Below are 16,413 nucleotides of genomic sequence, written 5' to 3' on the forward strand. Positions count from 1 at the left end.
GGCAGCAGTAGTTAAAAAGTTAAAATGCCAAAATATGGTTAAAAATACTAAATATTAATAAAAAGGATGCACACTGCATCCTTTTGTAATTACTCTATTGTTAATGGGCGTTTTACTTAAAAATTGTAAGTAATGTTACCGTATAAAAAGCGCCCATCTAAACTGTAGGGTGTGTAAGGCGTGTACGGAAATATTTGGCCAAAGTTAGAGTAGCCAATATTATCTACCGTTGCTTGAGGGTACTGATCGAACAAGTTATTTGCACCCACTGCAAATTTCCACGCTTCGTTAGGACGATAAGCGACTTCTAAATCGGCAATCCATTTAGCATCTAAATATTCATCACCCTCGCTGGTGGTTGAAATATCTGCCACTTCCCCATAGCGAGTTGCACGCAAGGTTGTTTGCCATTGGTTAAAGCTCCAAACAGCCGATAGGTTTAGTTTGTTATCGGGTGTGCCTTGCTCAAAACGGCCTACTTCACGACGGGCAAATACCACGTAGTCATCGCCTAAAGAATTTAGCTCGCTCGGGTTTGCATCTACATGAGTCACTTCGGTATCGTTAATGTTTGCCGCCGCATTTAAGCGCACATCACCCAATGTATTTAAATCAAGTGTGTACGTTGCCACAATATCAACACCTTGCGTGCGCGAATTGATAGCGTTGGTAAAGTAACGAACACTTTCGGTATTTAGTTCGCCAGCATTCGCTAGAATTTGCTGCACAGCGTTACCGCTTAAGTTTTCAGAGAGTACAATCCGGTCATCAATATCAATGCGGTACGCATCAACTGTTAAGCTAAAGCCACCTTGAGTGTAAACAAATCCAGCGGTAACATTAACCGAGTCTTCTGCATCGAGCTGTTTTGCACCTAACGCTTGAGCTGCAGGAGCAGAGCTTGGGAATAGACCAACTTCAAAAGGCTGGTTATTTTCGAGAATAGTCGATATTTGACGGTACGAGCTTTGTGCAAGTGACGGCGCACGAAAGCCAGTACTTGCCGCACCACGTAACGATAGGTTGTCGTTAATACTGTAACGCGTGGCTAATTTTGAAGTAAATGTGTTACCAAAATCGCTGTAATCTTCATAGCGACTGGCTAAAACAACATTCCATTTATCAGTAAAGTAAGTATCAAATTCAGCAAATACAGCAACATTATGACGACTTTCATTGGTTGCGCTTTGCGGCCCAAACCCAGGAAGCACTTGCGCACCGCCAGCAGCAATTGGGTTGCCGTTGTTATCAAGCGCAGTAATATAAGAGGCTTCTTCGCCTTGCTCTATTTTATAGCTTTCACGGCGATACTCAGCACCAATAGTGAAAAACACATCATCGGGTAGACCAAAATCAACGCTGGTATTAGCATCAAAATTAACTAAAAATTGATCGTAAACCATGGCGCCGTTATCAAACTCAGTTTGGCTGTTAGTACCTAACGAAGTATTGAGGCTATTTACAACCCCTAAACCAAAGTCATTTCGGCCGTAGTTGGTACTTACATCCCAAGTCCAGTCGCCACTATCGCCTTGTAAACCAAGTGCCAGCGAGTAATCTTTTACGTCGGTAGCAATTTGTGGCAAAAAGCCATTAGGGTATAGCTCTAAAACATTGCGGCTGTCTTTTGCACGACGGTAAAATCCGCCCGAGTTACCTTCACGCTCTGAATAGCTACCAAACGAATAAACATTAAAGCCATTCTCTAAATCGTATCCCATATTGTAAAACAAAGCGTAGTCTTCCAACGCTGCTTTACCAAAACGGTGATTGTAGCGATCAATTGTAAATTCGCGTGGGTCTAGGCTGCCATCATCTAGACGGTTGTATTGTTCGCGTGGATCAAAACCGGAGCGTTGAGTTGAGTCGTTATCACGGTATTCAATTGATACATTTACAAAACCATTGTCTGTTAATGAAAAACCTGAGTTTGTGCTAATTGTGCGGGTATTACCGTCGTTAACGTGACGATCGTCGCCTAAATTAAATGCAAGGTTGCCGTTATCATCCGCATAAGTGCTATTTAGTTGCGGTACACCGGCCATTTGGCTGTCGTATTGGCCATAAGTTACACTAACACTGCCGCCTTCGGTGGCATCTTTTAAAACAATATTGATTACTCCCGCAATGGCGTCAGAGCCATATTGTGCTGCAGCCCCATCGCGCAGTACTTCAACACGCTTAATTGCAGAGGTTGGGATCATGTTTAAATCAACCGCGGTAGAGCCGCGACCAACCGTACCCCCTAAGTTTAATAACGCACCAGAGTGGCGACGCTTACCGTTAATAAGGACTAAGGTGTGATCGGGTGCAAGGCCTCTTAAAACCGCTGGGCGAGCATGATCGGTGCCATCAGAGAGTGTGGCACTTGGGTAGTTAAAGCTCGGGACTTGGTTAGCGAGCACTTGGCTAATTTCAAGTTGCCCCGTACTTGCCATATCGTCACTGCTAATAATATCTACAGGCACAGTACTTTGCGCAATACTACGCAAACTGCGACGCGTGCCTGTTACTGAAATTACTTCGATATTTTCTTCGACTTGATTAGTTTGCTCAGCCGCATTAGCAGCTGAAAAAGAGGCGCTAAGTGCGGTGGAAATAGCCAAGCTAAGTGCTAATTTTTTATTAGCTGATAAATGCTGAAAAGTCATTAAGCGTGCCTTGAAGATTTTGAAAAGGGCGCATCATATATAAGCGGCTAGTGCATCGCAAAGATCTAAATTGACTAAGTTATTCAACTATTTTCATAAAAATAAGTGATCGGAATAATAGATTGAAACAGGAACAGACAAGGAGGCTAAAATATAGGATTATGCTTATTTAGGCAGCGAAAATGACTAACTTGGTTTAAAGCTTTGCTAAAGGGTTTAAATTATAAAGAAGCTACAGGCCAAGCGATTAATGTGGCCTGTAGGGAATTAAAAAGTTATTCAGGTGCTACTTCAAGGGTGGTAAATAATACATAGCGGCTGGCGTCTACACCTTTTTCGTTTACTGTCACTTTTTGAGAGGTTTCGATTAGGTATAGGCCTGGCTCTTTCCACGTTGTGCTAAACATGCCGTTTTTGTCGGTCGTTACTTTTATTTCGCCACGTTCGTTACGGTAGCGTGTATCGCCTTTTAAAATGCTTACTTCAATGCCTTCGCCAACCGGCTTTCCATCGCTTATTAGCTGAAAGCGCGCTTGCTCGCCAACAAATAAATCGTTTGGATGCGTTGGGCCGCTAAGCTCTAAGCCTTGACCTAATTGTGCTGGTTTAGAGGTACCATTATGACTAACAAAGGTATCAACAGTAGAGATGGTTTTAATTGTAGTGATGTCGCTGGCGTCTTTAGGTAGATTGGCATCTGCTTTTTTGGCGAATACACGGCTTCGCTCACCTGCTGCATTTTTATAGAAGGTCATGTACATAGGTTTTTGCGTCATCGCAATATGATAGGTGCCTTGTTGCTGAAGTTTTACTGCAGCAGAGCTTTTGCGTTGTAGGTAGTAGGCACGAATGGTATCGGTAACTTGCTCGCCATTTGGGGCAAGTGCCATAAGCAGAGTATCGTCGTACTCTGCGCCTTTTGTGCTTGGACGAAATGCTTTATCAGGTGCAAAAATTTCGTTAGAAATACTCGCATCAATCATTACATAATGGGCTTTATCCCCTGATAGCGAAGTATGCGAAGGTAGTAACCAGCGGCCATGTGCACTTGCAGCTGTTGATACCAGCGCTGATAAACTCATTACGCCAATGAGTGCTGTTTTTAATAAATTAACGTTCATTATTTTTCCTTTAAATTTGAATGATAAGTAGGGACTACCTAGCGGATACAGTGACAAAGCTGGTTGAAAATTCGTTTTTGCCATCAATGGTTATTTTTCCTGATTGGGTTAAATCAAGCTCAATACGGCTGTAATCACGCCCGCCTTCTTCACGAACAACTTCAACATTTAACAGGTATTTTCCTGCGATAACTGATTTGCCATTAAGATCGTTTCCGTCCCAATTAATGGTATAAGTGCCTGCGCGTTTGGTTGCGCTACTAACCCCATCGAAGTTTGCATCACTTTTACCTGCTTTACGCCACCATTGGCGTAGGTCTTTAAACCATTCCGCTTTTTGTACCCAAAGCGCTAAAGTTGTGACATGTTTACGCTCTGGTGTTTCGAGCCAAACAGCAACATAAGGTCGATGATAGGGCTGCACATCTAACTCAGGTAAAGTTAATTCGATTTCTAATTGGGGTGATTGCGCTGCCACCGAAGTGTGAAAACACACGGCAATTAACAGCAATACGGTGCTAATTAAAGATTTAAACTTGAACATTAAAACACTCCTTTAATTTGTGGAACCCAGCATAAATAAATAACCAATGGTGTTGCGATTCCTAATACGGTTATCCATATTCCTGCTAAGCGTTTTTTTCTGTTTTGAAATAAAATAATCATGCCGGTGATGGCAAATAGAATCATCAGCACCGCTGATATATCAATAACCCAGCTCCATACTTCTCCTGAGTGACGACCTTTGTGTAAATCGCTGATAACACTTAAAAAACCACCGGTTTGATAATCGAGCAACATTTCGCCACTGATAAAATCAAACTCTGCATAGGCATAGCCTGCTGGTAATGGGTAGTCGAGCATAACCAGTGAATCTTGCTTTTCCCATTCAATGCTTTTCACTTTATTAAGCCCATAGTGTTTGGCTAAATAAGCTTCTATTTTGGGATAAATAGCAGGCAGGCTATTTAATTGTGTATTTGCTTGAGTAAGCAGATCTTGGGGGATTTGGACCGTAATTTGGCCATTGTTTTTATCGTTTTTTAACCAGTCAACATGGTTTAGCACTATACCGCTTACACAAAATAGAATAAGTAAAAAAAACAAAGCGGTGGAAATATAGATATGTAGGGTACGACTTATACTATATAAAGTGCGTTTATTAACAAAGGGCATAAAAGGAGCTGGGTTATTTAATTTATACGGATGATAATGATTTGCATTAGCTGTTACAAATTTATTTACCAAACTTTACACTTTATTTTTTAGGAGGAGCTGAGGGCTTAGAAATTAAGTAAGCCATAACCAGCACTTCAACAACCGCCACTAGGGCAATAATCCAAGCTGGAGGGCTGTTGTATAATAAAAATATAAAGCCTATTAGCATACCTATACCTGCAGCATACTTTGCCTTTACAGGAACCACTTGATGGGCGCGCCAATGTTGTAATGTTGTGCCAAAGCGAGGGTGGTTTAATAGCCAAGACTCAAGCGCCGCGGATGAGCGAGCAAAACAGGCTAAGGCTAAAATTAAAAACGGCGTGGTTGGCATAACAGGTAGGGCAACACCAATAATGCCGAGTAATACACACAGTAGCCCCAGCAATTTAAAGCCGAAATTTTTATAATAAATAAAAACGTTTTTTATGCTCACTTTAGCTCTTTTTTAATTAATTAAATGGTAAAAGGGTAAGCTAATTAAAAGGTAAAATGAAGAGAAAATGGCTTAGTTGCATGTTATTAACTAAGCCATTTAGGGTTAGCAAAGGAAAAGAATTTCCTGATTGCACTACCTATTAAAAGTAATAGCCTAAATTAATATTAAAACGGCGCTCGGTATCGCCATCACCAATAATGGTACCGCCAATAAAGGGTTGATTGCGGGCTTGTACGAAATCAACATAACTAAAGAATCCGCCAGCAGTAATGCTCATACCGGTTACATTCATCCAAGTATTGGCGCTATTATCTGACTTGTTGTAGATGATCCCATAGTCGTTATAAAACTGCAGGTTGGTAACTGGGCCCCATTCTAGTGCGTAGTCATAGGCAATATTAAAGTTGGTCATTGTGGCTTGGCTCGATACACTGTCATAATAGTCAAAAGCACCCACCGCAAAGCGGTTATTACCATCGTCTAAGTCGTAGTCATATTCACCGTGTTGCAATTGAATATTCCAGTTATTAATGTTGCTGTTTAAGTGAACAGCCCAAGCACTGTAATTACCAGCGCGGTCTTCACCGTCGTGAAGTCCGCCACTGAGTAACGATACCCCGATGTCAGTGGTGATATTTTTACTATGCTCAAGCTGATAAGTAGCGCGACCAGCAAAGGTGTTGTATTCACCAAGCTGCTTTGCTGGTTCAGCATAGATGCCTTCATCTGCAGGACGACTACCAACAATATCATAAGAGTAACGATGATTTTTGTCTGATGCTGAGCCATCAACTCCACCCAGTTCATCATTTTTGAAAAAGCCTAAATCAAGTGTCCAGTTGTCTTTAAGTTTGCGCTTAGCAACCACACCTAAATCAAAATCATCTTCTAGGCCAACATAGTAGTTAGTGCTAAAAAAGTAGCTGTGGGAATTATAAGGACCGTTACCAAACGGCACGGCTGTTATGCCTGCCTGAGCTTCCCAGCCATCAATAAATTCGTACCCTAAGTAAGCGTACTTTACGACAGTCATATAATCGTAAAAGCGTATTTCACCATTGACTGAAATATCATTAATTTCGCCAGAGACATTTAACCGGAAAATATCAAAATCAAAGTCACCACCGCGATCTTCATTGTCTTCATCGTAAGAGTTTATACCGTAGTTAGCGCGAATAGCACCTCCTACCTTTATTCCAGATGATTGCTTTTCTTGCTGTGCAGTATCTGTAGAAGTAGCTTGCAACTGTTTACTAACTTGTTCTACTTGTTGAGACTTTTTTTCAGCGAGTTTGCTTTCAAGTTTATCTACTTGTTGCTTTAACTGCGTTAATTGGCTTTGGAGAGGTTGAAGGTTTGATGCATAAGAATTGCTAGCAACACCACTTAAAATTAATGCGAGTGTTAGTTTTGAGAGTTTAGTCATAATAGCCGTTTTGATTGTGATTAAAAAATTAAAGGCGCAACGATGCGCCTCTTAGTGTGGAAAAAGGAGAAAATGGCAGACTAATTTAGTTTATTGTTTTTATACTGCGTTTTATTCTTTAGAAGTTTGAAACAGTGCGCCTACTTCTAAAAGAGGAGAGGCATCTAGCTTATCTGCATCCATCATTGCGGCAATACGTTGCATTGATGAAAGCAGTAGGCTCTGTTCCCATTCAGCAAGCGCTGAAAATTTTTCGATAAAGTGTTCTTGCAAGGGCTGAGGCGCTTTTTCGAGTAATTCTTTACCTTGTTCAGTAAGGTATAAGCTGACCCGGCGTTTGTCCATTTGACTACGAACGCGTGTTACCAAATTCTTGCTTTCTATTCGGTCAAGAATATTTGTGACCGTTGCCGGACTTAAATTGACGTTTTGCGCAATACGACTGGCGGTAATACCATCAGTTTGAGACACTTCTTGCATAATAAGCAGTTGTGGTCCAGTTAAACCCGCTGTTTTATTAAGTTGTTTTGAATGTAAGTCAATCGCACGGATCACCTTGCGTAAAGAAACTAGTAACTCGTCATATTTTTGCATTTGTTTGTCTCATGAAAGGCGAATCAGTTGCCGTAATCACGAAATGTTACACATCAAATAAATTGAATTCAAATGATATATATCATTTAACGCCGCTATTATTAGTTTTTAATGGTTTTTATTAATTTGAGCAGTAATTAAAATGGTATTTATTATCTTTATTTTATTAAAAGTTAATAACACTCTGTTTGCTAAGGCTGCGCACCTTACGTAAGTTAAAAGCGATACGCAAGCCACAGGTTTAAAACTTTAGTCGTAATTGAGCCGTTGATGTGGCATAACAATATAGTAACTAACTCAATTTAAATAACTATTCTATGTAGCTTATGCTTTAAGCATGCATTATTGTTTGTGTACAGTAACCTGAACTCAGGTTAAGTACTAAAAAATTAGTCTCAGTGTTAAAGGAAATAAAATGCAATTATCACCCTCAGTATGTATTGAGCGTACACATAGCGGTTTGGAATTTATTAGTATTAATAGTCGCCAATGTAAGGCGAAGATATTTTTACAAGGTGGGCAAATAACTGAGTTTACACCCAAAGGTAAATTGCCACTATTGTGGGTGTCTGGGGATGAAACCTTTAGCGAAGGGAAGGGCATTCGTGGCGGTATTCCTATTTGCTGGCCTTGGTTTGGTCAACATGAAAATAAAGACTTTCCAGCACATGGTTTTGCGCGCACGCACGTATGGCAAGCCGATGAAGTGCATGAAACCGAGAACGAGATTACTGTTAGTCTTAAATTACCAATGAAGCAGATAGATTCTACCTTTTGGCCTCATCAATCTTCTTTAAGGGTTGAGTTTATTTTATCTGAGAAGTTAGAGGTGCGTTTAACCACCTGTAATTTAGGTAACACCCCATTTAGTTATACACAGGCGCTGCATACTTACTTTCCAACTGATGATATTAATAATACTCGCGTAACAGGGCTGCAAGGAGCGCAATACATAGAATTTGGCCAAGGGCCTTATCAGCAAAGTGATGTGGTTGGTTTTACCCGTGAAACCGATATGGTTTATACCCAAGCCGCGGCTGTGCAAACCATTGAAACTCCTCAAGGGATGATCAGCGTTAGCAGAGAAAACTCACGCTCGTGCGTGTTATGGAATCCATGGATTGAAAAATCAAAGCGACTATCAAATTTTGCCGATGATGATTATAAAAGCATGTTATGCCTAGAGGCTGCGAATGTACTTGAAGATGCGGTTACGCTTGAGCCAAAACAAAGTCATACCCTAGTAACAACAATTAAGTGGCTTGGCTAAGCCTACCATAAGCGTAATGGAGCAAAGTGTGTTTACTAATCAACAAATAACCGACCTACCGCAACATAAAAGCATAGTGTTTGAGCCGCTTGCGGACAAAGCATTGTTGCATGCACAATTGAATTGGTTGTTATTTTTCATTCCTTTTTGCTTAGTACTAGCGGCTGTTTGCTATTTTAATACAGACTTTGCTGCTATGGCGCAAGGTTACTTATTGGTTGCTGTTCCGCTATTAATTTTACTGTGTATGTTATATAGCGTGTTCAGCATAAAATTACAGGGCAGCGCGTTGCGTACCCACGATATTGCTTTTAAAAAAGGCATTATTTGGCAGCAGGTGACAATTTTACCGTTAGCGCGTGTGCAGCATATTGAAATACACCGTGGGCCCATAGAGCGAAAGCTTGGTTTAGCCAGTTTAAGACTTTATAGCGCCGGCGGTATGAGTGCCGATTTACAAATTAGCGGCCTGACCCACGAAAAATGCAAAAATATTCGTCAGTTTGTACAAAGCTATCGCCACGATGAAACCGCAAGCGAGGTAGCTGCCATTGAGTGTTGATGCTGCGCAAATAACGTCACCTTCACTTAATTGGCAAAAAGTGTCGCCCTGGGCGCTGGCTTATTTTGTGATGCATTTTAGTGTGCGCTTCATAAAAGACGGCTTATTTAATTTACTGCCCGTGTTGGTGGTATTTGTTACCCAAGTAGAAAATAAACTCTTTTGGGGGCAGGTTGGGCTCGCGGTTGCTTTGACCTCATTGCTTGCCTATTGTTTTTTGTATTACCGTAGTTTTCGTTTTTGTATTACTGACGAGCATGAAATTTTACTTAATAAAGGCGTATTTAAAAAAGAGCGACTTACCTTAAAATTTTCTCGAGTGCAAAACGTAAATATAGCGGAGCCATTTTACTTCACCCCCATAGGGTTAGTTAATTGTATTTTTGATGCGGCAGGCAGTGTGGCTCAAGAGGCTGTTTTGCCAGGGGTAACTAAAGATTACGCGCAACAAATGCGTAAACGAGTGTTTGACTATAAAGCGCAGCAGCAACCATCAGCTGAGGTGGCTGATTCAGCGCAATCTCATATTGAAGAGCTGAGCGAAAATAGCTTACTCATCTCAAATAAAGAAATAGCTAAGTTTGGTTTAATGTCGAATATGGCTATTTTGGCACTTGCGGCAATTGCCCCTTTTATGAATGTGGCCATCGACTTTTTAGAGCAGCAATTTATAACAAAAATAGAGAGTTATTATCAACAAGAGCTCGGTTTGATGGCTAATGCAGCTGTGTTTGCAATAATTACTCTGATCATTATTTTGATATTTATAGCGGTACTTTTATCGGTAACTATGTCGCTCATTCGTTTTTATAACTATCAGCTTTACTTTAAAAATAATAAATTCAAACGTATTGCAGGGCTGTTAGAGCGTCATCAACTATCAATTAGTTTAGACAAAGTACAGTCAATCGTTATTAAGCAAAACCTAGTTGCTAGGCTATTAAAACGCTTTACTGTGGAGTGTTTGCAAGCCAGTAGCGGCGGTGCTGCAAGCATGGCGAAAAAGAATAAACAAACCTTAGTGCTGCCTGTGCTCACGCAGGAGCAAGTTGATAATGTGTGTCAGTGGATTTATCCGTGGTTTGACAGTAAAAAGCTGGCATTCAATGCGGTAGAAAGGGCGTTGTTATATAAAAACACGGTGTTTTATGCTTTGCTACCGAGCGTTGCTTCTGGTTTTTTTATTAGCTTTATGCAACTTAATATATTAATTGCATTAGCATTATTCTTGGTATTAGCCGCGTTAGTGTTTTTATCTTATAAACGTTATGGGTATTACCTTCATCAACAAGATGGGCGTTTTTATTTGGTGGTACGCAAAGGTATGATTGGTGTGCATTACCGGGTATTTGAGCTGTACAAAGCACAAAGCGCTCGCAGTGTGAGCACCTTTTTTATGCGTCGTTCTGGCTTAAAAAGCCTGTATATACAACTTGCTGCAGGCGGTGCGTACGTCCCATATTTAAAACAGCAAGATGCTGACTTCATTATAGATTTTACACTTATGCAGGCTGAGTCAGACCCTCGCAGTTGGATGTAACTTCCTTTGTTCAAAACTCAGATTAAATAATAAAGCGGGTGTAAATACACATTTGCACATGCTTTATTACACTTTTTTACTGCCCGTTTTTTCCATTTGATAATACTCTAAACATTATCAAATGTACTATTTAAGGGATTATTGTGAAAAAGTCACTCATTGCATCAGCCTTATTATTGGCTGCACCTAGCTTTGCTGCTAATTGGCAAACCATTCATACCGAGCATTTTAATGTTCACTTTAGTAGTGAGCATACTGATTTTGCTAAATCGACTGCTGTGGAGCTGGAAATTGTTCGCACTAAAGTGCTTGAGCAACAAAATCGGGCGCTTGATAAAATCGTCGATGTGGTGGTGTTTGACCCTCTAAATGCAGCGAATGGCTTTGCCTTACCAACCTCTAATAATCCTGTTATGGCGCTTTTTACTACGCCACCGCAGTCGGATACCGTGATATCAAATTCATCGGGTTGGCAGCAATTGTTGGTGCTGCACGAATACATTCATTTAGTCCATTTAGCGCAGCCAACCCGTAACGACTGGCAGCAAAAGATTCGCGGTGTATGGGATATATACGATTTAACCTATGGTGATACACCGCGCTGGGTAGCCGAAGGGTACGCCACTTTAATTGAATCAAAAATGACAGGTCGAGGGCGCTTATTTGATAACTATGCTGAGGCAATACTTAGAGAGTTTGCTCAGCAGGGAGCGCTTCCCACCTATGGGCAACTAAATAGCGATGAGGGCTTTATGGCGGGCTCTATGGCATATTTAATGGGAAGTCGTTTTTTATATTGGTTAGAGCAAAATTACTCAGAGCAGCTACTCGATAATGTATGGGTTCGTATGCGAGCAGTGAAATCACGAGATTTTGACGACGCATTTTCTGGTGTATTTGGGCAAAGCGCTGCAAGGTTATATCGTCGATTTATTGCAGAGTATACCTATAAAGCGATGCAACAAGAGCAAACCGAATCATCACTTAATAGCAAGCTTTGGTTAGAACTTGATTTATACGCTAGCAATCCAGCTCTTTCAAATGATGGTAGCAAAATTGCGATAGTTGAACGTGATGAAAAGAGTAAAACAAAACTAATAATTTACAGTACAGAAGACAACACCAAAGCACGAGATAAGTTTACTAAGGTGCAAAAGGAGCTCCTAGAGAACGATAAGCAAGATGTTCCTGATACCCCGCCAATCGTGTTTAAGCGCGAACAAAAACAAGTACTAAATCAAATTAATCGCGCAGGTATTGCTAACCCGCAATGGGTAAATAACAACACACTTTATTTTAATGCCTACAGTAGTGAAGGATCGGGAACTTATAACAAAGTGTCTGACATTTTTAGCTACAACACCGACACTGGCAACATAGAGCAACTTACAGAGCTGGCCGGTATTCGCCGTTTTAGTGTTACCCGTGATGGTGAAACACTTTACGGTGAGCAAATAAGAGCTGGGTATTCTGAATTAGTAAAAGTCGATCTTAATACACAAACAATCACGCCATTTTTTACTAAGAGCTTAAAAACAAGTTATGATTACCCGACACTGAACCCCGATGAAACAAAATTAGCTTACTTATCAGCATCATTAAACGAAAATTGGCAGTTGTATATACAAGGCTTAAACGGTGATGCCAGGCGGTCAATCCCAATGCCTAACGGGTATCAGTATTTAAGTCAGCCGAGTTTCAGTCAAGATGGGGAATCTATCTATTTTGTTGCTGGCCTAAATAATAAAACTGATATTTATAATTATCATATAAAAAATAACACCCTCACCCGCTTAACTAACGGGCAAGAAGCGCTCGCATACCCGATTGAGGCTGAAGATGGCTCACTACTTTATTTCTCTATTAATGCCGATGGCCCTGATGTAAAAACGCTTACAACAAAAAACCGCACAGCCGTGACTGATTTCGCTGTAAACAGTGAAGCTCCATTGTTGATGGTAAATAAGCATACTCTGCCACCGGCAAAAATATATACCGATGAGATAGCAGAACAAAGCGATTACGCAGTACTTGATCAGCAAGCGACGTTTGCTTTGGGATCTCAGTATTATTCAGCGTCAACCAGTTTGCTAAGTGTAGGTATAAAAAGTAGCGACCTATTAAAACAACTTGATTTACAAGCGGGTTATAACATTGATTTGCATGACGGTGCATTACATGGCGGCTTTATACAAGCAAAATACAATGCGTTAAATACAAAGTTTAAGCTTGCGCTATTTGATTATAATTTGGATACATCACATCAATATCAACCTAGCTTAAACGCTGATATTGAAGCCCGAGGTGGTTATGCTGCAGTAAGCCACCCATTGAAGTTTGGCCAGTTACATTTAACCCCAGAATTGGCCTATAACTATACAGATTATAAAAATAGCCATAAAAATTGGACACGGTTGAGTATTGCTCAAAGCTGGCAACATGACCGCCAAGCATTTGCTATTGGGCAGAGTATTTATGCCAGCATTTATGATGGGCAGAATCACAGTAGTCATTGGCAAGGTTATGACTTGGCAGCAAAAATATTTGGTAAAGCGTTTGATATACCACTTTTTGTTAACTTTGAGCAAAAGCAAAGAGATGACAGTAGCCTGACATTAGGCGGCTTTAGTTCTAATTTAATTAATCAGCAGCAAAGTAGTGAATTTGTGCTTGCTGCTGAACTGCCTTTTTATAGTGCAACCACTGAGCGCTACCAAGGGTATGGTGGTGGCATTAGCTTTAAAGAGGGAATGCCTTGGCTTTATTACAAGCAACATCAATTAGATAGCAACGTTTATGCACAAAGTTACGGCTTAAAATACCAAGGTGACTTTAGCTTCGGGATGGGGCCTGCGGGCGTTAATGACTTAACCTTTGATATGGGGTTGTCGCGAGTAGAAGGTGACAGCTTTGAAGATGAAATGCGCGCGTGGTTAAGCTTTTACTATTCATTGTAAAAGCCTATTTAGCTAAGTTACTTACTCGCTTTTAAGGACAGTAACTTAGCTTGATATACATTTAACTTTTGCTTGTCTTTTTCGAGCTCTATCGCTTTCTCAAGTAATTTTTGTGTTTGGTGATTTTTTCCTTGTTGATAGCGAATTTTAGCAAGCTCTAAATAAAGTTCTGCAATATACGGCGCTTTTGTTATGGCTTGTTCAATATGCTCTGTAGCGGTATTAATTCGTCCTGTTTCTAGATCATTTTTTGCAATAACTAAAAGTTCATAAGGATCTTTTTCTACTTCAGCAAGTCGGCTTGCTAATTGTTCAACAAGTTGCTGATCACCAATTTGTTTGGCTAAAACTTGATAATTAGTAAGTAAATTTATATTTATCAGCTTATTATCTAAAGCAGTTTGGTAAATAAGCTGTGCACTTTTTAAATCGCCAGCTCGTCGATGTAAAATTCCAGCCATATTAAATAGCTCAGGATCATAAGGGGTGTATTTATTTGCTTGTAAAATAAGAGAGTACGCTTGATCAAGCTGCTTATCTAAAAGCGCGTCAGCAGCTAAGTTACTATAAAATTTAGAGATTAAATCATTATAATTAGCACTATCAGAATACACACTACCTCTGGTTGGGAAGTAGTCTATTAAGGTTCCTGGGCGAAAAAAAGTGATCACATTTTCTTCTTTTTCAGGCAGTTCCTCTTCTGGGGCATAAACTTTAGTTCTAAAATGGTTTGCTACATAAACCAAGTTATCTTCCTGTGCGTAAACTGGCTCGCTAGTCATTTCTTGAAAGCTGGTTTTAAGCCCTAATGTTTGTGCATAACTTTGGGTAAGAACAGCAAGGCTGATACAGTTACCTTGTGCAAGGTTGAGAGATTGAGATGATGTAAGCGTATCGCCATGATAATTAAAATTAGAGAGCTGATTTTCAAGGTAGTTATAAATAATACGGTCACTACGAATATTAGCTGTTTGTTGTTTTGTTACGAAGGCTAAAAAGCGTGCTTTTTCTGCCTCGGGAAGTTCAAATATAACCTTTTCAGAAGGTGTGGTTTGTTGTACAAATAATGTGTGATTAATTAATGAACTTAATTGTACGCGCTGAGTTTGCGTATTGATTTTGCTGCTGCACCCCACAACAAATAAAAAAGTTAAACTTATTATTACCTTGAACATATTCATTAACTCACTCCCTCGTTGGTTTCACTTTACAAGGGAGTGATTGTTTTATCAAGCATTCGCGCTTCGTCGTTGAGTTAAGCGATTTTTGTGTGATTGCTTTTTACGCTTACGGCGTGTGAGCCATAAATAAAAGCCTGTACCAGCGAGCCATACAGGGCTAAGGCCAACAATACACCATAGTATTTTACTGATAAGCCCAGCAAAATAACCAAAGTGTAGTTTTCTAAAACTGTCTATTACTTGCCAACCAGCACCAGCCTCTCGAATATCCCAGTTAGCGATGTGTTCACCTGTTTGCTTATTATAGGTTATGGTATTGGCATATTCACTGGTAAGTGGGTTACTGGTATTTACTTCGCCATAAAGAGTGATATTTTCATCGGACTCTCGTGGAAAAACTAAAAAAGTTGTATTAAAAGTGGGTATTTGCAGCTTGCTATCATTAAGAATGCGCTCAAAAGAGATGTCGTCACTATATAATTTATTTGTAATAGTGTAGTGCTCTTCTTCTGCGTGTTCTATTACTTCGTGATACCACACTGCACCATTAAAATAACCACCTGTAATCGCTAAAACGATAAGAATAGGTGAGCCTAAAACACCGGTCATCTTATGAATGTCACTGAGTACTATTTGTAACGTTGCGCGCCAGCGTACGCTAAATAGTCGCTGCCAAAACTTACGGTAAATAATTAAGCCAGTAATACCTAAAGTTAATAAAAATAGAGCAAAAAAGAAGCCTAATACGGTACCTGTTTGCCCAGGTAAGCTTTTTAAGTCGTTAAGTAAAAAGGTGTAATGGAGTTCTAAAAACCAGTCGGTAAAATAATGAGTTGTGCTAACTGGTTCTGATAAAACCTCTCCGGTGTATTGGTCTAAATGCAACTTAAACCAATCGTCAGTTCCACGCTTAACCAAATAAAGTCGGTCAGCGGTGCTGTTATTAAAAAGCTCCCAGCTTCCTACTACATATTTAGGAAAGGCTGCTTCGGCTTTATCAATTAATGAATCCATAGGTAAACGTGCGGCTTGCTGCTGTACCACAAAGTGTTTATCGGGCATCAGTAAGCCATCAATTTCACTTTTAAACACTAAAACACTGCCGGTAATACTAATAACAATTAACGGAATAATGGCAATTAGCGCCAACCAACTATGAACTTTAAATAGTGTTTTTCTCATTACTTAAACTTGTACGTTAACTTACTGATATGCGCATGATAACAGTTATCATTTGTATTGCAATTAGTTAAAGTGGCGTGCTGTGAAGTTTTAGTAACGGTTTTTGTATACTCAAGTTGCCATCACTAAAAACTAAAGTAAGCGTTAAGCTTGTATAAAACCTAGCCAGCCCTACAATGCGCGCACACAAATAAAGCCTTTAAAAACAGATGTTTAAAAAGTGTTTTATTTCTTCCTTTTTATTAACAACAATGTAACGAGCGAGGTTTGCT

Annotated in this window: 13 protein-coding genes; 4 read left to right on the forward strand and 9 right to left on the reverse strand. The window is 40.0% G+C overall.

Translation table 11 applies throughout. The features are described 5' to 3' along the window. Positions 1 to 116 precede the first annotated feature (116 nt). The 7 genes from AAEY57_RS09445 to AAEY57_RS09475 all read right to left on the reverse strand — a co-directional run bounded on the left by AAEY57_RS09445 (position 117) and on the right by AAEY57_RS09475 (position 7,449). Positions 117 to 2,651, reverse strand: coding sequence for a TonB-dependent receptor plug domain-containing protein (locus AAEY57_RS09445; protein WP_036957011.1), 2,535 nt, complete (start codon positions 2,649 to 2,651; stop codon positions 117 to 119). 275 nt (positions 2,652 to 2,926) lie between these two features. Next, positions 2,927 to 3,772 (reverse strand): DUF4198 domain-containing protein, encoded by an 846-nt coding sequence (locus AAEY57_RS09450; protein WP_028834718.1) that lies wholly within the window; start codon positions 3,770 to 3,772, stop codon positions 2,927 to 2,929. Positions 3,773 to 3,806: 34 nt separating this feature from the next. After that, positions 3,807 to 4,316 (reverse strand): DUF2271 domain-containing protein, encoded by a 510-nt coding sequence (locus AAEY57_RS09455; protein WP_016899010.1) that lies wholly within the window; start codon positions 4,314 to 4,316, stop codon positions 3,807 to 3,809. Continuing rightward, positions 4,316 to 4,948 (reverse strand): PepSY-associated TM helix domain-containing protein, encoded by a 633-nt coding sequence (locus AAEY57_RS09460; protein ID WP_036957109.1) that lies wholly within the window; start codon positions 4,946 to 4,948, stop codon positions 4,316 to 4,318. The genes AAEY57_RS09455 and AAEY57_RS09460 overlap by 1 nt, the downstream gene beginning before the upstream one ends. An 82-nt stretch (positions 4,949 to 5,030) precedes the next feature. Beyond that, complete coding sequence (locus AAEY57_RS09465) at positions 5,031 to 5,426, reverse strand: YbaN family protein (RefSeq protein WP_033103568.1); 396 nt, start codon at positions 5,424 to 5,426, stop codon at positions 5,031 to 5,033. A gap of 142 nt (positions 5,427 to 5,568) precedes the next feature. Next, positions 5,569 to 6,855: a porin gene (locus AAEY57_RS09470; RefSeq protein ID WP_036957014.1), complete on the reverse strand. Its 1,287-nt coding sequence runs from the start codon at positions 6,853 to 6,855 to the stop codon at positions 5,569 to 5,571. Positions 6,856 to 6,966: 111 nt separating this feature from the next. Continuing rightward, positions 6,967 to 7,449 carry a MarR family winged helix-turn-helix transcriptional regulator gene (locus AAEY57_RS09475; protein WP_016899014.1) on the reverse strand — a complete coding sequence of 161 codons (483 nt, stop codon included), beginning with the start codon at positions 7,447 to 7,449 and terminating at the stop codon, positions 6,967 to 6,969. 415 nt (positions 7,450 to 7,864) lie between these two features. On the opposite strand from AAEY57_RS09475, the gene AAEY57_RS09480 reads away from it, so the two are divergent. From AAEY57_RS09480 to AAEY57_RS09495, 4 genes are all read left to right on the forward strand, one after another. Further along, complete coding sequence (locus AAEY57_RS09480) at positions 7,865 to 8,719, forward strand: D-hexose-6-phosphate mutarotase (protein WP_036957016.1); 855 nt, start codon at positions 7,865 to 7,867, stop codon at positions 8,717 to 8,719. A 16-nt stretch (positions 8,720 to 8,735) separates the two neighbouring features. Next, the gene (locus AAEY57_RS09485) at positions 8,736 to 9,281 is read left to right on the forward strand and encodes a PH domain-containing protein (protein ID WP_016899017.1); all 546 of its coding nucleotides are present in this window, start codon (positions 8,736 to 8,738) and stop codon (positions 9,279 to 9,281) included. Beyond that, positions 9,271 to 10,821: a PH domain-containing protein gene (locus tag AAEY57_RS09490; RefSeq protein ID WP_036957019.1), complete on the forward strand. Its 1,551-nt coding sequence runs from the start codon at positions 9,271 to 9,273 to the stop codon at positions 10,819 to 10,821. Before AAEY57_RS09485 ends, AAEY57_RS09490 begins: the two co-directional genes overlap by 11 nt. Positions 10,822 to 10,964: 143 nt before the next feature. After that, on the forward strand, positions 10,965 to 13,778 hold the full coding sequence (locus tag AAEY57_RS09495) for a TolB family protein (protein ID WP_016899019.1): 2,814 nt from the start codon (positions 10,965 to 10,967) through the stop codon (positions 13,776 to 13,778). Between the two features lie 17 nt (positions 13,779 to 13,795). On the opposite strand, the gene AAEY57_RS09500 is transcribed toward AAEY57_RS09495, so the two are convergent. Beyond that, positions 13,796 to 14,959, reverse strand: a complete 1,164-nt coding sequence (locus tag AAEY57_RS09500) for a tetratricopeptide repeat protein (protein ID WP_036957022.1) — start codon at positions 14,957 to 14,959, stop codon at positions 13,796 to 13,798. A gap of 48 nt (positions 14,960 to 15,007) precedes the next feature. Then, positions 15,008 to 16,141 carry a PepSY-associated TM helix domain-containing protein gene (locus AAEY57_RS09505; RefSeq protein WP_350607628.1) on the reverse strand — a complete coding sequence of 378 codons (1,134 nt, stop codon included), beginning with the start codon at positions 16,139 to 16,141 and terminating at the stop codon, positions 15,008 to 15,010. Positions 16,142 to 16,413 lie beyond the last annotated feature (272 nt).

The organism is Pseudoalteromonas sp. MER144-MNA-CIBAN-0113 (genome assembly GCF_040308965.1).
GTDB classification, from domain to species: Bacteria; Pseudomonadota; Gammaproteobacteria; order Enterobacterales; family Alteromonadaceae; genus Pseudoalteromonas; species Pseudoalteromonas tetraodonis.